Source organism: Ramlibacter tataouinensis (assembly GCF_001580455.1).
GTDB lineage: Bacteria > Pseudomonadota > Gammaproteobacteria > Burkholderiales > Burkholderiaceae_C > Ramlibacter > Ramlibacter tataouinensis_B.
This window is the reverse complement of record NZ_CP010951.1, coordinates 3,662,788-3,679,866: the sequence shown is the minus strand read 5'-3', so window position 1 is coordinate 3,679,866 and position 17,079 is coordinate 3,662,788. Positions and strand designations below refer to the sequence as shown.

Sequence of the window (17,079 nt, the reverse complement as noted above, 5' to 3'; positions counted from 1 at the left end):
TCAGTCTCTCCTGTGTGAAACGTTACGGGGTGAGATAAAAACGGGATTCTATGGTTTCGCGTCGTCGGGAATACCCTGAACAACGCCGCCAAGCCATGCACTTTGCGCGCGTCGCTCATGCAAAACGCTGATAAGCGAGAAGCGGGCCACCCGGCTGGCCTTGCTCATTTCGCGCTGTTGTGGCTTGCCAGGTAGTTCCACAGCGCCTGCGCCGTTCCCTTGGGCGTGTCCTTGCCCAGGGGCTTTTCCCGGTAGGCGCGCACGTCCATGGCCATCTCCAGTCCCTCCAGCCCCGGCGCTGCACCCACGAGCTTGCGCGCGCGCAGTTCCTTCTTCACCGCGCTGTAGGGAAGGAAGGCCACGCCATGGCCTTCCAGCGCCATCACCTTCAGGCCCTCGGCCATGTCGGTTTCGTACACGCGGTCCAGGTGGATGGCCGTGGCCGACTGTTTGAGGATGAGGTCGGTGACGCGGCCGAGGTAGGCGCCCGGCGCATAGCCCAGATAGGGCAAGGGCTGGCCCGGCCGTCCCGGCAGGCGGAACATGGGCTCGCCGTTCGCGTCGGGCTTGCAGTAGGGCGCGAGCGACTCGTCGCCCAGGGTCACCATCTGGTAGCGGTCGGCGTCGAGCTGGAAAGGCTGCGAGGCGTGGTGGTAGCCGATGAAGATGTCGCAGCCGCCTTCGACCAGGCGCATCACCGCGTCATGCACGTTCAGCGCGATCAGCCGGCTCTTGATCGGGCCGAACTTCTCGCGCAGCGAGGACACCCAGGCCGGGAAAAATGTGAAGGCCAGCGTGTGCGGCACGGCGAACTCGATCACGTCCTGGCCCGCGGCCGAATGCCCTCGCAGCATGGCGCGCGTGCTTTGCAGCGCCTGCAGCATCTCCAGCGACTGCGTATACAGCGTCTGGCCCGCCGGCGTGAGGCGCGTCGGATAGGAACTACGGTCTACCAGGTCGGTGCCGGCCCAGGCTTCGAGCGCCTGGATGCGCCGCGAGAAGGCGGGTTGCGTGACGTGGCGCAGCTGCGCGGAGCGGCTGAAACTGCGCGTCTCCGCCAGGCTCACGAAGTCCTCCAGCCATTTGGTTTCCATCGGCTGCGATTATTGCGGAGCGCGCCCCGGGCGCCATCGTGCTTTCCCTCGCCGCCGCAGCCGGCGCATTGCGGCGACGACGGCCAGGAACCAGGCGAACTGCGCCCCGAAGATGGCCGCCACGTGCAGCGCGCCGGACCCGGCCCCCTGCCCCGGCCCAAGCAGGTAGTGCGGCCAGAACGCCAGCAACAGCCCCCAGGCCCAGGGACCGTCGGCGTGCTCGAGGCCAGCGCCCGGCAACATCGCCAGCAGCAGCGCGAGCGCGCCCAGCGCCAGCGTCCAGGCGAGGCAGCGTGCGAGCTCGCGCATCACGTCGCGCCCAGCGCCAGGCGCCGCCGCTCGAGGCTCTCGGCCGGCCAGTACTGGGCCAGGTCGTAGTACTGCGGCATCGCGGGCGTGCCGGCCGGCAGCACCACCCAAGGCTGCTTGCTCTCGGTGAAGATGTGGATGTCCGGTGGGAAGCGATCCGGCTCGTCCAGGGTGCCCACGCGCACGAAGCGCACCGCCGCGCCGGCGCCCGCGTAGTTGCTCCAGATCGCGATGCGGCAGCGAGGGCAGCGCGCGATCATCTGGCCCTGGCCGCTTTCGCTGGGCGTGTCGACGATTTCCGGCAGGGCGCCGGTGTGCTCCAGGCGACCGGCCTCGATCAGCGCGTTCAGCGCGAACGCCGAACCGGTCTCGCGCTGGCACCAGCGGCAGTGGCAGCAATTGACGAACATCGGCCGCCCGCGCATGCGATAGCGCACCAGGCGGCAGTCGCAGCCGCCTTCGAACAGTTCTTCGCGCATGTCGCTCATTTCGCCCCGCAATCGCAGACGTCGCTGCCCTTGTCAAAGATGATGCGCCATTGTCCCGGCGCCTCCTGGCGCCAGATCGAGGAAAACCGGCCGATCAGCTTGCCTTTGGCATCGTGCACCGGCCCGCTGGACAGCGCCAGCGTGCCGCTGTCCAGCACTTCGACCTCTTCCGGCGCCCACGAAAACGGTGCCTGGGGCGCGGCATAGAAGCGTGACCAGAAAGCAAGCACCTCCTGGCGGCCCCGCAGGGCCTTGCCGCCGGAGAAGAACACTGCCTCATCGGACAGGAAACTGCCGAAGGCGCGCAGGTCGCGCTCGGCCATGGTCCGGGCGAAGGCCTGCTCGCTAGCGATCACCTGCTCGCGCGCCCTGGCGGCATCGGGCTTGGCCGGCGGCGCGGCGCAGCCGGCGGCGAATGCGCAGGCGGCCAGCGCCAAGGTCGAGCCAATCCGCATGAGTCACCCCTCCTCGGGGGCGATCTTACGCGGGCCGGCTCAGGATGCCGTCGGCCGGATACGCACGATGGGCCGCTCGGGCTTGCGGCGCGCCACTTCCTCGAAGCCCGCCGCGTCGAACATCGACTTGGCGCCAAACCACATGTCCTGGTCATGGGCGCGATGCGCCTTGTCCACGGGGTAGGCCTCCAGCAGCCTCACCCGCTTTTTCCGGCAATAGGCCACCGCGGCCGCCAGCAAGGCTTTCGCGACACCCTGCCCGCGGTGTTCCGAAGGCACGACGAAGCAGACGATGGACCAGACCGGCTCATCGTCCACGGGCTTGAGGACCGGCGAGCGCCTGAGCTTGGCGAAGTCTTCGCGCGGCCCGAACGACACCCAGCCGACCGGCACGCCATCGCGGTAGCCGATCAGTCCGACCTGGGCACCGCCTTCGGCCAGCGCACGCAAGTCCTTGCGGCTTTGCTGCGCGCGCTCACCGTAGGCCGACGGCACTCCGGCGGCGCCGCTCCGCCTGTAGAACATGCACCAGCAGCCCCGCGCCACCGAACAGCCGCGTGCGTCGAAGATGGCCTCGAGATCGGGCCATGTCTGGTTGGTCAGCGGCTTTGTGGTGAATCTCATCGGGCCCGCTTGGCGGCGTGCTCGTGCCTCAGGGCAGCTTCGGCGTGAAGCCTGCGACCACTTCCTGGAACATCCCGCGGCGCCCGGGCAGGAAGGCCACCGGCGTCTCGACGAACACGTGCAGGATCTTGCGGCGCGTGAGCACGCCGAAGTAGCCCACGAAGCTCTTGCCGTCGTGCATGCCTTCGAAGGACATCAGGCAGCCGAGCGCGCTTTCGTGCGGCTCGACGCTTTCACGGTCGATGGTGACCTGCGGCTCCTGCCCGCCGGCCATCAGCTCGCGGGCGGCCTCGAGGTAAGCGCGCTTGCGCGCGGCCAGCACCTGCCGGGCGAAGGGCTCAAGGTCACCCTTGGTCGGGCTCACCTCGTCCATGGACAGGGTCACCATGGTGAGGGTTTCGCCGCAGTGCAGCTGCATGGCTTCCTGGGTGCCGGTGGCAACCTGCTGCCAGTCGCGCTGCGACTGGAAGCTGAACTCCGGATGATTTAGTTCAAAGGGCATGGGGATCAATCGACAAACGGCCGGATTATCCGGCGCGCCGGCCGGCAAGGGCCTAGGCCAGCGTGGCCGGATCGAGATTGGCGCCGCACAGGATCACGCACACCCGCCGGGCAGGGGCAGGGCGGCCCGCGCGCAGCGCCGCGACGCCCAGGGCCGCGGCCGGCTCGACCGCCAACTGGAACTGCTGCCACAGGAAGCGCTGGGCCTCGCGGATGGCCTCATCGCCGAGCAGGCTCGCCTCGGGCACCCATCGCCGCGTCAGTTCCCAGGCGATGGTGCCGATGCGCTTGGCGCCCAGCGAATCGGCGGCGATGCCGCCCACGGCCACGTCCACCGACTGCCCCGCTTCACGGGCGCGGAACAAGGTGGGCGCGAGCTCCGGCTCCAGCGCCAGCACCCGCGTGCGGTCTTCGAACCAGGCGCAGATGCCGGCGATCAGGCCACCGCCGCCCACGCTCACCAGCACCGCATCGGGCACGCCGCCACCCTGCTCCTCGATCTCCTGGGCGATGGTGCCCGCGCCGGCGACGACTTCGCCCTGGTCGTAGGCGTGCGTGAGCAGCGCGCCGGTTTCCCGCTGGCGCGACAGGCAGGCCTCCAGCGCTTCGGCATAGACCGCGCCGGTGACCACCACCTGCGCGCCCAGCTCGCGCAGCCGCGCCTGCTTGGCGGCGCTGCTGACCGTGGGCACGAACACCTCGCAGCGCACGCCCAGCGCGCGGGCGGCGGCCGCGGTCGCGATGCCGGCGTTGCCGCCGGAGGCCACGATCACGCCCGCAGCAGGGATCGGGTTCGCGAGCAGGCGGTTGAGCATGCCGCGCGCCTTGAAGCTGCCGGAGACCTGCAGGTGCTCCAACTTGAGCCACACCTCTTCGCAATCGGCGCCCAGCGCCGAGCCGGGGAGCTTCCACAAAGGCGTGCGGCGGATGAACCCGGGATGGTCGCGCTCGAAGCGCTGGGCCGCCCGCAGGACCTCCGCGCGACCGAGCGCCGGGCCAGGACTCACAACTTCAGGCCCTTGGGCAGCGGGAACTTCACGGTTTCCTCGATGCCGTCCATCTTGCGCACCGACACCGCGCCCATCGAGCGGATGCGGCGCACCACGGCCTTCACCAGCACCTCGGGCGCCGAAGCGCCGGCCGTCAGCCCGACGCGCGTGTGGCCCTCCAGCCATTCGGGCCGCAGGTCCTCGATGCTGTCGACCATGTAGCTGGGCACGCCGAGCTTGCGCGCGAGTTCGGCCAGCCGGTTGCTGTTGGAGCTGGTCGGGCTGCCCACCACGATCACCACGTCCACCTGCCGCGACATCATCTTCACCGCATCCTGGCGGTTCTGCGTGGCATAGCAGATGTCCTGCTGCTTGGGCTCGCGGATGTTGGGAAAGCGCGCCTTCACCGCCGCGGTGATCTCGGCCGCGTCGTCCACCGACAGCGTGGTCTGCGTCACCACCGCGAGCTTGTCGCTCTGCGAAGGCTGCACCCCGGCGACATCGCCCACGTCTTCGACCAGGTGGATGCCGTGGTCGAGCTGGCCCATGGTGCCCTCTACCTCCGGATGACCCTTGTGGCCGATCATGATGAACTCGTAGCCCTCTTTCGCGAGCTTGGCGACTTCCACATGCACCTTGGTCACGAGCGGGCAGGTGGCGTCGAAGACCTGGAAGCCGCGCTCGCGCGCCTCGGTCTGCACCGCCTTGCTCACGCCGTGCGCGGAGAAGACCAGGGTCGCCCCGGGCGGCACCTCGGCCAGGTCCTCGATGAAAATCGCGCCCTGCGACTTCAGGTCGTTGACCACGAAGGTGTTGTGCACGATCTCGTGCCGCACATAGATCGGCGCGCCGAACTTCTGCAGCGCGCGTTCGACGATCTCGATCGCGCGGTCCACGCCGGCGCAAAAGCCGCGCGGCTCGGCCAGCAGGATCTCGGTGGCCACGATGCCCTCTTCCGCGCTCATAGCACTCCGATCACTTTCACTTCGAAGGTGACCGGCTGGCCGGCCAGGGGGTGGTTGAAGTCGAACAGCACGGCATCGGCCTTGCCGTCGCCGTCCCCGTCCTTGCCCACCTGCCGGACCGCGCCGGCGTAGCTCGACATGCCGTCGGGCGTGGGGAACTGCACCACGTCGCCGACGTGGTACTGCTCCAGGGGATCGCCCATCTCGTTGAGCAGCCGGCGGGCGACCCACTGGACCATCTCCGGGTTGCGCTCGCCGAAGGCCTCGCCCGCGGGGATCTCGAAGGTGGCGTGCGCGCCCTCCTCCAGCCCGAGCAGGCGCTGCTCCACGGCCGGGGAAAGCTCGCCCGTGCCCAGCGTGAGCGTGGCGGGCTTGTCCTTGAATGTATTGATGATGTCGCCTTCGGGCCCCGACAGCCGGTAATGCAGCGTGAGGAAGGAGCCCGGATGGACGCGAATGGCTGCCATGGGAGTACCGATAAACTGCCCCTATTGTAGAAACCCCGGCCGCCCGCCCCCGCCCCCATGCCCCTGAAAGACCTTCCGGCCGACACCCGGCCGCGTGAGAAGCTGCTGGCGCGCGGCGCGGCAACGCTGAGCGACACCGAGCTGCTGGCCCTGCTGCTGCGCACCGGCACGCCCGGCCGGGGCGTGCTGCAGATGGCCAGCGAGGTGCTCACCACCTTCGGCGGCTTCGCCGGCCTGCTGCACACCGCGGCCGAGGACCTCAAGCGCATCAAGGGCCTGGGCGGCGCCGCCAAGCGCGCCGAGCTGCTGGCCGTGATGGAGCTCGCCCGCCGCGCCATGTCGCAGCGGCTGAAGGAGCGGGAGGTGTTCAGCTCGCCCGAGTCGGTCAAGCAGTTCCTGTCGATCGAGCTCGCGCGCAAGCCGCACGAGGTCTTCGCGGTGCTGTTCCTGGATGCGCAGAACCGGCTCATCGCCATGGAGGAACTGTTTCGCGGCACGCTCACCCAAACCAGCGTCTATCCGCGCGAGGTCGTGCAGCGCGCGCTGCAGCTCCATGCCGCTTCAGTGGTCCTGGCGCATAACCACCCCAGCGGGACCGTGCAGCCCTCGCGCGCCGACGAGGCGCTGACGCAGACGCTGAAGGCGGCATTGGCGCTGATCGACGTGCGCGTGCTCGACCACGTGATCGTGACGCAGGGCGATTCGCTGTCGATGGCGGAGAAAGGCTTCATTTGAAAGCGAAATCGCTGCAGGACCTGCAGGCCATCCAGCAGAAGCTGGCCGAGCAGCAACGGCTGGCGGCAGCGCAGGAGCAAGCCCGGCTGGAGGCCGAGCGCAAGGCGCATGCCGAGCGCACGCTGTTCCAGCGGGCGGCCGGCAAGGTGGAGCCGCTGGCCCAGCACCGCGCGCGCCACCAGCGCGTGCAGCTCGCGCCGGAGCAGCCGCCGCCGGTTGCCGTCCAGCAGCAACTCGACGAGGTCCGGGTGCTGCGCGAGGCGATCAGCGACGAGTTCGACGCCGCAACGCTGCTGGACATCGACGAGGCGCTGAGCTTTCGCCGGCCCGGTGTGGGCACTGACGTCACGCGCAAGCTGCGCAAGGGCGCCTGGAGCATCCAGGGCGAGATCGACCTGCACGGCCTGCGCCGCGAGGAGGCGCGCGAGGCGCTGGCCGAATTCCTGCGCGAATCCCTCAAGCGCGGCTGGCGCTGCGTGCGCGTGGTGCACGGCAAGGGCTTGGGATCACCGGGCAAGACGCCGGTGCTCAAGGGCAAGGTGCACGGCTGGCTGGTGCAGAAGAGCGAAGTGATGGCCTTCGTGCAGGCCCGGGCCGACGAAGGCGGGGCCGGCGCCCTGGTGGTTCTCCTGAAACCCTGAAGCAACGCTGAGCTTTTCAGCCCGGCGAGTTCCGCATCCAGTCGGCGGTCTGGAAGAACGAGGCCTGCAGCCGCGCGCGCAGGGTCGCGTCGACGCCGACCTCGCCCATGGCCTGGTCCATGCAGGCGAGCCATTGGTCGCGCTCCTGGATGCCGATCACGAAGGGCATGTGGCGCGCACGCAGGCGCGGATGGCCGTGGCGCTCGACATAGTGCTGCGGGCCGCCGAGCCAGCCGCACAGGAACCAGAACAGGTTCTGGCGGGCGCGCGCCAATTCCGTGCCATGCGAGGCGCGCAATTGCGCGTAGCCCGGCTCCAGGTCCATCAGGTCGTAAAAGCGGTCAACCAGCGCCTTCACGCGATCTTCTCCGCCGATCCACTCGAATGGCGTGTTGTGGGGCAGCTTCTCTTCGGATTCCATCTCCGTATTGTCGCGTTGCGGCTATTCCGCCGCCCGGCGCAGGGTCTCGACCACCGGCCGCCGCAGCACCTCGCGCAGGCCCCACCAGCCCGCCGCCAGAGCCAGCGCGGCGCCTGCGAGCGCGCCGAAGAACGGCACCCAGGCCGAAGCGGTCCAGTCGAAGTCGAACACATAGCGCGCCATGCCCCAGCCGACCGCGGCGGCCACGATGCTGGCCAGGAAGCCCGCGAGCAGGCCCACGCCAACCAGTTCGGCGCGCTGGACCTGGCGCAGCAAGGCGCCGCTGGCGCCCACTGCACGCATCACGGCGAACTCGCGGGCCCGCTCCTCGCGCGTGGCGGTGACCGACGCGAACAGCACCACCAGGCCGGCCGCCAGCGTGAAGCCGAACAGGAATTCGACCGCGCGCACCACCTTGTCCAGCACGCCCTGCACCTGGTTGATGGTGGCCGTCATGTCGACGTTGGTGATGTTGGGGAAGCGCCGAACCAGCTCGTTGTCGAAGCCCCGGCGCTCGGGCGCGCGGAAGGCGCTCATGAAGGTGACCGGCACATCCTTGAGCTCACTCACCGGGTAGATCACGAAGAAATTGGCGCGCATCGAGCCCCAGTCGACCTTGCGCAATGACGTGATGCGCGACTCGTTGGTGACGCCGCCGATGTCGAAGCGCAGGCTGTCGCCCAGTTTCAGGCCCAGGGTGGTGGCAATGCCCTCTTCGACGCTGATCGCACCCTGCTCCTGCGGCGTCCAGTGGCCCTGCACCACAAGGTTGTGCGCCGGCTGCACCGGCGTGGTCGAGAGATTGAACTCGCGGTCGACCAGGCGCTTGGCGCGGTCGTCCGTGTAGTCGCCCGGCGCGACCGCGCGGCCGTTCACCGCCACCAGGCGCCCGCGGATCATCGGGAACCAGTCGTAGTTCTTGACGCCCGCCGTCTGCAGGGCGGCCTGGAAATCGCCCGCCTGCTCGGGCATCACGTTGATCACGAAGCGGTTCGGCGCGTCGGCCGGCGTGGCGCGCCGCCAGCTGGCGACCAGGTCGGTGCGCAGCAGCACCAGCAGCACCAGCGCCAGCAGGCCCACCGCCAGCGCGCTCACCTGCACCACCGCATAGGCCGGGCGTGCGCTGACCTGCCGCGTCGCCAGCACCAGCCAGCGCGGCGCCGTGGCTTCGTTGACCGACACACGCAGCAGCTTGACCGCCGCCCAGCTCAGGAGCGCGAACAGGACCACGGCGCCGGCAAAGCCGCCCACCGCCATGCCCCCGAGTTTGAGGTCGCTGCTTGCGCCCAGCAGCAGCGCGGCGAAACCGGCCACGCCCAGGGCCAGCACCGCGGCCGAGGCCGGCTTGAGGTTGCCGATGTCGCGCCGGATCACCCGCAGCGGCGGCACCTGCGCCAGCTGCAGCACCGGCGGCAGGCCGAAGGCGAACAGCAAGGTCAATCCCATGCCCAGCCCGAACGCGGCCGGCCAGGCGCTCGAAGCCGGCAGCGTGGTTTCCACCAGCCCGGACAGCAGGAACACGAACACGTAGTGGATGCCAAAGCCAATTGCCACCCCCAGCAGGCTGGCCGCCAAGCCCACCAGAGCGAACTCGAGCGTGTAAGCGCCCGCGATGGTGCGCTGGCTTTGGCCGAGCACGCGCAGCATGGCGCAATCGTCGAGATGGCTGGTGGCGAAGCCGCGCGCGGCCAGTGCCACGGCCACCGCGCTGAGCAGCGCCGCGAGCAGGGCCACCAGGTTCAGGAATTTCTCGGCCCGGTCCAGCGTCTGCCGCATCTCGGGCCGGCCGCTTTCAAAGGACTCGATACGCACGCCGCGCACCTCAGGTCTCGTCGCTTGCTGCTGCGCCCACTGTGCGAACTGCGCCACCTTGCGATCCGGACCCGCGACGGCAAAGCGCCAGGAGACCCGGCTGGCGGGCAGGATCAGGCGACTTGCCGGCAGGTCCGCCTCGTTCATCATCACACGCGGCGCGAAGCTCAGGAACCCCGCGCCGCGATCCGGCTCCAGCGTGATGACACGGGCGATGCGCAGCTGCGTATCACCCAGCAACAGCGGGTCGCCCAGGTCCAGTCCCAGCGCTTCGAGCAGCGACGCCTCCACCCAAGCCTGGCCCGGCGCTGGGACGTCGCGGGTGGGCGCGCCTGCCCTGTCGCGCGAGGCAGCAGTGCTCAGGTTTCCGCGCAGCGGATAGCCGGACGGAACGGCCTTGAGAGAGACCAGGCGGCTCGCGCCGCCCTGCGCGTCGGTGGCCCGCGCCATGGTGGGAAAAGTCGCCGTGGTGAGTGCGCCAAGGCCCAGTTCGCGCGCCTTTTGACCGAACTCCGGGGGCGTCGGGTTGTCGCTCACCACGACCGCATCGCCGCCCAGCAGCTGCCGCGCATCGCGCGCCAGCCCGCCCTTGAGGCGGTCGGCGAAAAATCCCACCGCGGTCAACGCGGCCACGGCCAGCGTGACCGCCACGATCAGAAGGCGCAACTCGCCGGCGCGCAGGTCGCGCCACAGGGTTCGCCAGCCCAGATGCCAGACAGATGCCATGGGCGCCAGCGTAACCTAGTAATGATTCAGCGGACCAGCCGCTGCGATTTCAGGCCACGCGCAGCGTGGCCGCCGCCAACTCGGGCTGCAGCTGCAGGCGGTGCGCGGCGGTATAGCACAGGAAATGCTTGTTGGTCGCGCGCCCGATGGCGCAGAGGCCGAGGCGCTGCGCGATCTCGTAGCCCATTTGCGTGGTGCCGCTGCGCGAGACCACGACGGGCACGCCGATCTGGGCCGACTTGATGATCATCTCGCTGGTCAGGCGCCCCGTCGTGTAGAACACCTTGTCGCGCGCATCCGCGATGCCCTGCAGCCACATCCAGCCGGCGATGGTGTCGATGGCGTTGTGGCGGCCCACGTCCTCGATGAACAGCAGCAGCCGCTCGCCTTCGAACAGTGCGCAGCCATGCACCGAGCCGGCCGACTTGTACGTGCTCTCCTGAAGGCGGATGGCATTGAGGATGCCGTACAGCTGCGCCTGGGTGATGCCCGCTTCAGGCAGCTGAATCGATTCGATCTCGTCCATGAGCCCGCCGAACACGCTGCCCTGCCCGCAGCCGGTGGTCACCACGCGGCGCGCGGTGCGCTGCTTCAGGTCGGCGATGCCGCGCCGGGTCTTGACGGCGGCCGCGCCAACCTCCCAATCGACGGTGATCGATTCCACCTCGTCCACCGAGCGCACCAGCCGCTGGTTGCGCAGGTAACCCAACACCAGCCATTCGGGCCGCGCGCCCAGGGTCATCAGCGTGACGAGTTCCTGCCGGTCCACATAGACCGTCAGCGGCCGCTCGGCCGGGATCGAGGTGGTGCTGCGCTCGCCGTGCTCGTTGACGGTTTCGATCTCGCGCGTGAGCGGAACGTTGGCCTCGGTAAGGAAGGGCAGGGACATCCGCAGAGATTACCGCGAAGTCCTGCCCTACGGGCGGGCCGGCCCTACTGTCCCTACTTCTTCTGCGCGGGCGCCATCTGCGCCGACTCGGCCTTCACGCTGGGCGGGCTGGCGGCCGTGGGCGGAGGCGAGTGCGCCCCTGAGGCTTCCAGGGGCTTCTGCTCCGGCGGGGTGTAGGCGAAAGGCCCTGGGTCCGTGCATGGCGACGGCGGCGCGGCGGCGGGCGTTGCGCCGCTCGCAGCGGGCTGGGCGGCCACCGGCGTCGGCGCGGGCTTGCCGCCGTTCTTGCCGGCGTTCTTCTGGTAGACGGCAACGACCTTGTCCTGCGACTTGCACAGCTGGTAGCCATCCATCTTGGCCTGCCATGCGGCCCTGGCCGTGGTCTCGGCGGCCTTGGCCTTGGTGGCGTCGTCCGGCGCGGGCAGCTTCGCGAAGGCCGCGCCGAAGGCGACGGCGAGCAGCGAGGGCACGAGTAGCTGTTTCATCATTTGTCGAATTCCCTCCATGGCCCTCAGGCGGGCCGTGCCTGGTCGCTGGGGATCACCGGCTGCTGGCTGCGCTCGGCCGGGATTTTTCCGGCTGCGATGTCTTCGGCCCAGTAGGCGTGGTGCTCGCGCGCCCAGGCTTCGTCCACGTAGCCGTGGCGCATCGCTGCATAGGCACCTCGCATGCCGACGGTGCCGAGGTAGATGTGGAAACCCGTCAGGCAGATCATCAGCACCGCCGCAGCCAGGTGAATCATGTGCGCCGTCTGCATGGTGCCACGCAGGTACTCGATGGAAGGCACCAGCTTGTCCAGCACCAGGCCCGAAGCGACCACCACCACGCCCAGCAACACCACGCCCAGCCAGAACACGACCTTTTCGCCTGCGTTGAACCGGTGCGTGGGCGGCTCCTGCCAGGATCGCCTGAACACGCCGCTCACTTTCAACAGCCAGCCCAGGTCGCCGCGGCGCGGGAGCTCATCCTTGATGAAGGTGATGATCACCACCACCAGCGAGACCGCGAACAGCGGGCCGAAGAAGTTGTGCAGGTTCTTCAGCGCATAGGTCAGCCAGCCGTTCAGCTGCAGGCCCAGCACCGGCACCAGGAAGAACCTGCCGAAGGCCATCACCAGGCCGGAGATCGCCAGCACGCAGAAGGCGATGGCGTTGGTCCAGTGCGCCGCGCGCTCGAAGGGTGTGAAACGCTCAATGCGCCGCCCCCCGCCACCCACCGCGTCTTGGTGGCCGATGGGTCCGCGCGCGAAGTAAAAGATAGCCAGCGCGACGGCAAAAATAATCACCAGCGCGCCGCCGTAGGGCAGCAGCCAGTTGTTGCGCACCTGCCGCCAGGCTTCCCCGGCTGACACGAATCGCGAACCCGGATACTGCACTGGCGCCTGGATCAGGACACCGGCTTCCGGATACTTGTCGCGCGGATAGCTGGTGAAGCCCTCGATGCCTTTTTCCACGCCGCGCCACATCGGCGAGTTATTGCCGGGCTGGACCTTGTTGCGCTCGGCATTGCCCTGCTCGAGGTACTTCGGATCCGAGCTCGCGTCGGGTTTGACCTCGGGCTTGACGTCGAAGATGTTCTGGCTCTGGATACCGCCCGGTGCGGCGGGCGTCGCCGGCGCCGAGGGCACCTCGTCCTGTTTAGGCGCCTGCGCGCCGGCGCCCAGTGCAACGCCCAGCAAACCGGCCAGCAGCAACGATCTGAGCGCCCGCATCAGGGCACCTTGTTGTAGTCGTTCTGGCCCATCTGGGCGCGCGTCTTGAGCTGCTGCTCCCAACTGGTCTTGTCGCCCGGCTTCCAGCCCGTTGCCACATAGGGCATGCCGGTGCCCTGGAAGGCCGCAGCGTCCTGCTTGCTGTTGCTGCCCCCCATGGTCTGCGGCTTCTCGCTGCATGCGGCCAGCGCCGCCACCGCGGCCACTGGCCACACGACCCAGACAATGCGGCGCTTCGTCATGACTTGCCTCCCTGCGGCTGGCCCGCCTGCTTGGAGCCGTAGGCAGTGCCCCAACCCCAGGCCTCGGCGCCCTTGCCGCGCTTGATGACGCGGTTGCGGAAGATATCGGCCACCACATCGCCGTCGCCGGCGATCAGCGCCTTGGTCGAGCACATCTCCGCGCAGGCCGGAAGCTTGCCTTCGGCCAGGCGGTTGCGTCCGTACTTTTCGAACTCGGCCTGCGATCCGTTGGCCTCGGGGCCGCCGGCGCAGAAGGTGCACTTGTCCATCTTGCCGCGCACGCCGAAGTTGCCGGCCGACGGGAACTGCGGCGCACCGAACGGGCAGGCATAGCTGCAGTAGCCGCAGCCGATGCACACGTCCTTGTCGTGCAGCACCACGCCCTCGTCCGTGCGGTAGAAGCAGTTGACCGGGCACACCGCCATGCAGGGCGCGTCCGAGCAGTGCATGCAGGCCACCGAGATCGAGCGCTCGCCCGGCACGCCGTCATTGAGCGTGACCACCCGGCGCCGGTTCACGCCCCAGGGGACCTCGTGTTCGTTCTTGCAGGCCGTGACGCAACCGTTGCATTCGATGCAGCGTTCGGAGTCACAGATGAATTTCATTCGTGCCATCGTCGTCTCCTCGCTGCGGTCAGGCCCGTTCGATCTGGCAGATCGTGGTCTTGGTCTCTTGCATCATGGTGACGCTGTCGTAGCCGTAGGTCGTGGCGGTATTCACCGCCTCGCCACGCACCACCGGCGCCGCCCCGCTGGGGTAGTAGGCCAGCATGTCGGCGCCCAGCCAGCGCCCCGAGAAGTGGAACGGCATCCACACCGTGTCCGGGCCCACGCGCTCGGTGACCAGGGCCTGCACGTTCAGCCGCGCGCCGGTCGGGCTGACCAGCCAGACGCGGTCGCCGTGCCGGATGCTGCGCTCGGTGGCCGCCTGCGGGTTGATCTCGACGAAGGCTTCCTGCTGCAGCTCGGCCAGCCAGGGATTCGAGCGCGTTTCCTCGCCGCCGCCCTCGTACTCGGTCAGGCGCCCCGAGGTCAGGATCAGCGGGAACTTCTGCGCCACCTTGTCCTCGATGTTCTTCTGCTGCAGCGTCTTGTACAGCGTCGGCAGGCGCCAGAACGCCTTCTTGTCGTCGTGGGTGGGGTACTTGGCGACCAGGTCGGGCCGCGTGCTGTAGATCGGCTCGCGGTGCTGCGGGATGGCGTCCGGGAAGTTCCAGACCACCGCGCGCGCCTTGGCATTGCCGAACGGGTGGCAGCCGTGGTTCTTCATCACCACCCGGATGATCCCGCCCGAGAGGTCGGTCTTCCAGTTCTTGCCTTCTGCCGCCGCCTTCTCGGCGTCGGTGAGTTCAGACCACCAGCCCAGTTTCTTGAGCAGCACGTGATCGAATTCGGGGTAGCCGGTCTGGATGTCCGCGCCCAGGGAGGCGGAGCCGTCCTCGGCCAGCAGGTTCACGCCGTTGCGTTCGACGCCGAAGTTCGCGCGGAAGTTGCCGCCGCCGTCCATCACGTGCAGCGAGGGGTTGTACAGGACGTGGGTGCCGGGGTGCTTGAGTTCCGGCGTGCCGAAGCACGGCCACGGCAGGCCGAAGTAGTCGCCCGTCAGGTCGTAGCCATTGACCTTGTCCTTGACGTTGCCCTTGGCCCGCAGCGTCTTGACGTCGAAAGCCGACATGTTGCGCATGTGCGCCTGCAGGCGCTCGGGACTCTGGCCGGTGTAGCCGATGGTCCAGTTCGACTTGTTGATCTCGCGCAGGATGTCGTCCGGCAGGGGCTCGTCCATGCCCTTGACCTTCTGCATCTTGTAGTTCTTGACCAGCTCCTTGCCGAATCCGAGTTTTTCGGCCAGCTGGTACATGATCATGTGGTCGCTGCGGCTTTCCCACAGCGGCTCGATCACCTTCTCGCGCCATTGCAGCGAGCGGTTCGAGGCCGTCACCGAGCCGCTGGTCTCGAACTGCGTGGCCGCCGGCAGCAGGTAGACCGCCCGGTTGGGATTGAGGTCCTCCGGCTTGCCCGGCATGGCCGCCATCGCGGCGGTGGCCGACGGGTAGGGATCGATCACCACCAGCAGGTCGAGCTTGTCCATCGCCCGCTTCATCTCGACGCCGCGCGTCTGCGAGTTGGGCGCGTGGCCCCAGTACACGACGCCGCGCAGGTTCGGATCCTGGTCGATCAGCTCGTTCTTCTCGAGCACCCCGTCGATCCAGCGCGAGACCGTGATCCCCGGCTTGCTCATCATGCCCACGTTGGCAAAGCGCCCCTTGATCCAGTCGTAGTCCACGCCCCAGACCTTGGCGTAGTGGCGCCACGAGCCTTCGACGATGCCGTAGTAGCCGGGCAGCGAGTCGGGGTTGGGACCGACGTCGGTGGCGCCCTGCACGTTGTCGTGGCCGCGGAAGATGTTGGCGCCGCCGCCCGACACACCGATGTTGCCCAGGGCCAGCTGCAGGATGCAGGAGGCGCGCACCATGGCGTTGCCGATGCTGTGCTGGGTCTGGCCCATGCACCACACGATGGTCGACGGCCGGTTCTTGGCCATCATCTCGGCGACCTTGTAGACCGTGGCCTCGGGCACGCCGCAGGCCTCTTCGACCTTGTCCGGCGTCCACTTGGCCATCACGTCCTTGCGGACGTCCTCCATGCCGTAGACGCGGTCGTTGATGTACTTCTTGTCTTCCCAGCCGTTCTTGAACACGTGATAGAGCACGCCGAACAGGAAGGGGATGTCGGAACCCGAGCGGATGCGCACGTACTCGTCCGCCTTGGCCGCGGTGCGGGTGAAGCGCGGATCGGCCACGATCATCTTGGTGCCGTTTTCCTTGGCGTGCAGCATGTGCAGCATGCTGACCGGGTGCGCCTCGGCGGCGTTCGAGCCGATGTACAACGCGCACTTGCTGTTCTGCATGTCGTTGTACGAGTTCGTCATCGCGCCGTAGCCCCAGGTGTTGGCGACGCCGGACACCGTGGTGGAGTGGCAGATGCGCGCCTGGTGGTCGCAGTTGTTGCTGCCCCAGAGGCTGACGAACTTGCGCATCAGGTAGGACTGCTCGTTACTGTGCTTGGACGAGCCGATCCAGTACATGGCCTCGGGGCCGCTTGCCTTGCGCAGCTCCAGGATCTTGGCGCTGATCTCGTTCAGGGCCTGGTCCCAGCTGATGCGCTGGTACTTGCCGTCCACCAGCTTCATCGGGTAGCGCAGGCGGTATTCGCCGTGGCCGTGCTCGCGGATCGCCGCGCCCTTGGCGCAGTGGGCACCCAGGTTGATCGGCGAATCGAACACCGGTTCCTGGCGCACCCACACGCCGTTCTCGACGACAGCGTCGATCGCGCAACCCACCGAGCAGTGGCTGCAGACGGTGCGCCTGACCTCGATCTTGCCTTCGCCCACGACCCCGCCGGTGCCGTTGGCCTTGGCCTTGGTCACCAGGGTCAATTGCGTGGCAGCAATGCCGGCGCCCACACCCAGCCCGGAGCGGCGCAGGAATGCGCGGCGGTCCATGGTGGGGATGGCCTGCGACAGGCCCCGCTGCAGGCTATGCACGAAAGGCGAGCGCGTAGCATCGTGCACGCCGCTCGATTTCTTTGTCAGCAACATGGCAGTCTCCAGGCGCGTCAGACGAGGGTGCTCTTGTAATAGCGCTTGACGTGTTCCGTCAGCTGATAGCCGCCGCCTTTTTCAGGCGGCTGCTTCATCTCGGGCGCGCTTGCGGTGTCTTGCACCACACCGGGCAGCAGCGTCGCGGCTGCGGCGACGGCGCCGGCAGTCCCCGCTCCTGCAAACAATGTCCGGCGCGACAATTTCGTCTTCGGCTGGCTCATCGAGGTCTCCTTGGCACCGCCACATATCCACATATGTAAACGGTTGCATGGGCTACTTTGGCGAATGTAGCCGTTAGCACCGATGTTGTGCACCCTCACCGCACTATGGGAACTACTTCAACCCAAAGGTTACATTCGCCTCTTTCGGCTTGCTGCGTCGCAGCAATGCCGGAATAAGCGCCGGCGCAA

The 17,079-nt window shown here is 68.2% G+C and carries 20 protein-coding genes; 2 read left to right on the top strand and 18 right to left on the bottom strand.

What is annotated here, in order from left to right; genetic code table 11:
- Window positions 1–164 precede the first annotated feature (164 nt).
- Genes UC35_RS17020 through UC35_RS16980 form a run of 9 tightly spaced genes read right to left on the bottom strand, consistent with a single transcriptional unit; the run spans window position 165 to window position 5,892 of the window.
- Window positions 165–1,094, bottom strand: a complete 930-nt coding sequence (locus UC35_RS17020; protein ID WP_061501769.1) for a LysR family transcriptional regulator — start codon at window positions 1,092–1,094, stop codon at window positions 165–167.
- 9 nt (window positions 1,095–1,103) lie between these two features.
- The gene (locus UC35_RS17015; RefSeq protein ID WP_061501767.1) at window positions 1,104–1,403 is read right to left on the bottom strand and encodes a hypothetical protein; all 300 of its coding nucleotides are present in this window, start codon (window positions 1,401–1,403) and stop codon (window positions 1,104–1,106) included.
- A complete protein-coding gene (locus UC35_RS17010; protein WP_061501765.1) occupies window positions 1,403–1,891 on the bottom strand; it encodes a GFA family protein in 489 nt (162 codons plus the stop codon). The genes UC35_RS17015 and UC35_RS17010 overlap by 1 nt, the downstream gene beginning before the upstream one ends.
- Window positions 1,888–2,346, bottom strand: coding sequence for a YybH family protein (locus tag UC35_RS17005; RefSeq protein WP_061501763.1), 459 nt, complete (start codon window positions 2,344–2,346; stop codon window positions 1,888–1,890). Before UC35_RS17005 ends, UC35_RS17010 begins: the two co-directional genes overlap by 4 nt.
- 39 nt (window positions 2,347–2,385) lie before the next feature.
- Window positions 2,386–2,970 carry a GNAT family N-acetyltransferase gene (locus UC35_RS17000; protein WP_061501762.1) on the bottom strand — a complete coding sequence of 195 codons (585 nt, stop codon included), beginning with the start codon at window positions 2,968–2,970 and terminating at the stop codon, window positions 2,386–2,388.
- Between the two features lie 28 nt (window positions 2,971–2,998).
- Window positions 2,999–3,472, bottom strand: coding sequence for a hypothetical protein (locus UC35_RS16995; RefSeq protein ID WP_061501760.1), 474 nt, complete (start codon window positions 3,470–3,472; stop codon window positions 2,999–3,001).
- Window positions 3,473–3,524: 52 nt separating this feature from the next.
- Window positions 3,525–4,442 carry a threonine/serine dehydratase gene (locus UC35_RS16990; RefSeq protein WP_145979635.1) on the bottom strand — a complete coding sequence of 306 codons (918 nt, stop codon included), beginning with the start codon at window positions 4,440–4,442 and terminating at the stop codon, window positions 3,525–3,527.
- Between the two features lie 32 nt (window positions 4,443–4,474).
- Window positions 4,475–5,425: a 4-hydroxy-3-methylbut-2-enyl diphosphate reductase gene (gene ispH, locus UC35_RS16985; RefSeq protein ID WP_061501756.1), complete on the bottom strand. Its 951-nt coding sequence runs from the start codon at window positions 5,423–5,425 to the stop codon at window positions 4,475–4,477.
- The gene (locus tag UC35_RS16980) at window positions 5,422–5,892 is read right to left on the bottom strand and encodes an FKBP-type peptidyl-prolyl cis-trans isomerase (protein ID WP_061501754.1); all 471 of its coding nucleotides are present in this window, start codon (window positions 5,890–5,892) and stop codon (window positions 5,422–5,424) included. Before UC35_RS16980 ends, ispH begins: the two co-directional genes overlap by 4 nt.
- A gap of 57 nt (window positions 5,893–5,949) precedes the next feature.
- On the opposite strand from UC35_RS16980, the gene radC reads away from it, so the two are divergent.
- Both radC and UC35_RS16970 read left to right on the top strand, forming a co-directional pair.
- Window positions 5,950–6,627, top strand: a complete 678-nt coding sequence (gene radC / locus UC35_RS16975) for a RadC family protein (RefSeq protein ID WP_061501753.1) — start codon at window positions 5,950–5,952, stop codon at window positions 6,625–6,627.
- A complete protein-coding gene (locus UC35_RS16970; protein WP_061501752.1) occupies window positions 6,624–7,268 on the top strand; it encodes a Smr/MutS family protein in 645 nt (214 codons plus the stop codon). The genes radC and UC35_RS16970 overlap by 4 nt, the downstream gene beginning before the upstream one ends.
- A gap of 16 nt (window positions 7,269–7,284) precedes the next feature.
- On the opposite strand, the gene UC35_RS16965 is transcribed toward UC35_RS16970, so the two are convergent.
- The 9 genes from UC35_RS16965 to UC35_RS16925 are packed head-to-tail and all read right to left on the bottom strand — an operon-like array spanning window position 7,285 to window position 16,890.
- Complete coding sequence (locus UC35_RS16965; protein WP_061501751.1) at window positions 7,285–7,689, bottom strand: group II truncated hemoglobin; 405 nt, start codon at window positions 7,687–7,689, stop codon at window positions 7,285–7,287.
- Window positions 7,690–7,710: 21 nt separating this feature from the next.
- Entirely contained in the window at window positions 7,711–10,227 is a 2,517-nt protein-coding gene (locus tag UC35_RS16960; protein ID WP_061501750.1) for an ABC transporter permease, read from the bottom strand.
- Between the two features lie 49 nt (window positions 10,228–10,276).
- On the bottom strand, window positions 10,277–11,116 hold the full coding sequence (locus UC35_RS16955) for a formate dehydrogenase accessory sulfurtransferase FdhD (protein ID WP_061501749.1): 840 nt from the start codon (window positions 11,114–11,116) through the stop codon (window positions 10,277–10,279).
- A gap of 53 nt (window positions 11,117–11,169) precedes the next feature.
- Window positions 11,170–11,601 carry a hypothetical protein gene (locus tag UC35_RS16950; RefSeq protein ID WP_061503895.1) on the bottom strand — a complete coding sequence of 144 codons (432 nt, stop codon included), beginning with the start codon at window positions 11,599–11,601 and terminating at the stop codon, window positions 11,170–11,172.
- A 26-nt stretch (window positions 11,602–11,627) separates the two neighbouring features.
- Window positions 11,628–12,827: a formate dehydrogenase subunit gamma gene (locus UC35_RS16945; protein ID WP_061501748.1), complete on the bottom strand. Its 1,200-nt coding sequence runs from the start codon at window positions 12,825–12,827 to the stop codon at window positions 11,628–11,630.
- The gene (locus UC35_RS16940; RefSeq protein ID WP_061501747.1) at window positions 12,827–13,069 is read right to left on the bottom strand and encodes a hypothetical protein; all 243 of its coding nucleotides are present in this window, start codon (window positions 13,067–13,069) and stop codon (window positions 12,827–12,829) included. Before UC35_RS16940 ends, UC35_RS16945 begins: the two co-directional genes overlap by 1 nt.
- Complete coding sequence (fdh3B, locus tag UC35_RS16935) at window positions 13,066–13,683, bottom strand: formate dehydrogenase FDH3 subunit beta (protein WP_061501746.1); 618 nt, start codon at window positions 13,681–13,683, stop codon at window positions 13,066–13,068. Before fdh3B ends, UC35_RS16940 begins: the two co-directional genes overlap by 4 nt.
- A 19-nt stretch (window positions 13,684–13,702) precedes the next feature.
- A complete protein-coding gene (locus tag UC35_RS16930) occupies window positions 13,703–16,666 on the bottom strand; it encodes a formate dehydrogenase subunit alpha (RefSeq protein ID WP_061501745.1) in 2,964 nt (987 codons plus the stop codon).
- Between the two features lie 17 nt (window positions 16,667–16,683).
- Entirely contained in the window at window positions 16,684–16,890 is a 207-nt protein-coding gene (locus UC35_RS16925) for a formate dehydrogenase (protein WP_061503894.1), read from the bottom strand.
- Window positions 16,891–17,079: the final 189 nt, after the last annotated feature.

Bases quoted from the DNA above. Each gene is read 5' to 3' on its own strand.
- UC35_RS16980 (WP_061501754.1), bottom strand. From the start codon at position 5,892: ATGGCAGCCATTCGCGTCCATCCGGGCTCCTTCCTCACGCTGCATTAC.
- UC35_RS17005 (WP_061501763.1), bottom strand. From the start codon at position 2,346: ATGCGGATTGGCTCGACCTTGGCGCTGGCCGCCTGCGCATTCGCCGCC.
- fdh3B (WP_061501746.1), bottom strand. From the start codon at position 13,683: ATGGCACGAATGAAATTCATCTGTGACTCCGAACGCTGCATCGAATGC.
- UC35_RS16995 (WP_061501760.1), bottom strand. From the start codon at position 3,472: ATGCCCTTTGAACTAAATCATCCGGAGTTCAGCTTCCAGTCGCAGCGC.
- UC35_RS16930 (WP_061501745.1), bottom strand. From the start codon at position 16,666: ATGTTGCTGACAAAGAAATCGAGCGGCGTGCACGATGCTACGCGCTCG.
- UC35_RS16925 (WP_061503894.1), bottom strand. From the start codon at position 16,890: ATGAGCCAGCCGAAGACGAAATTGTCGCGCCGGACATTGTTTGCAGGA.
- UC35_RS16955 (WP_061501749.1), bottom strand. From the start codon at position 11,116: ATGTCCCTGCCCTTCCTTACCGAGGCCAACGTTCCGCTCACGCGCGAG.
- UC35_RS16945 (WP_061501748.1), bottom strand. From the start codon at position 12,827: ATGCGGGCGCTCAGATCGTTGCTGCTGGCCGGTTTGCTGGGCGTTGCA.
- radC (WP_061501753.1), top strand. From the start codon at position 5,950: ATGCCCCTGAAAGACCTTCCGGCCGACACCCGGCCGCGTGAGAAGCTG.
- UC35_RS17000 (WP_061501762.1), bottom strand. From the start codon at position 2,970: ATGAGATTCACCACAAAGCCGCTGACCAACCAGACATGGCCCGATCTC.
- UC35_RS16965 (WP_061501751.1), bottom strand. From the start codon at position 7,689: ATGGAATCCGAAGAGAAGCTGCCCCACAACACGCCATTCGAGTGGATC.
- ispH (WP_061501756.1), bottom strand. From the start codon at position 5,425: ATGAGCGCGGAAGAGGGCATCGTGGCCACCGAGATCCTGCTGGCCGAG.
- UC35_RS17015 (WP_061501767.1), bottom strand. From the start codon at position 1,403: ATGCGCGAGCTCGCACGCTGCCTCGCCTGGACGCTGGCGCTGGGCGCG.
- UC35_RS17020 (WP_061501769.1), bottom strand. From the start codon at position 1,094: ATGGAAACCAAATGGCTGGAGGACTTCGTGAGCCTGGCGGAGACGCGC.
- UC35_RS16960 (WP_061501750.1), bottom strand. From the start codon at position 10,227: ATGGCATCTGTCTGGCATCTGGGCTGGCGAACCCTGTGGCGCGACCTG.
- UC35_RS16950 (WP_061503895.1), bottom strand. From the start codon at position 11,601: ATGAAACAGCTACTCGTGCCCTCGCTGCTCGCCGTCGCCTTCGGCGCG.
- UC35_RS17010 (WP_061501765.1), bottom strand. From the start codon at position 1,891: ATGAGCGACATGCGCGAAGAACTGTTCGAAGGCGGCTGCGACTGCCGC.
- UC35_RS16940 (WP_061501747.1), bottom strand. From the start codon at position 13,069: ATGACGAAGCGCCGCATTGTCTGGGTCGTGTGGCCAGTGGCCGCGGTG.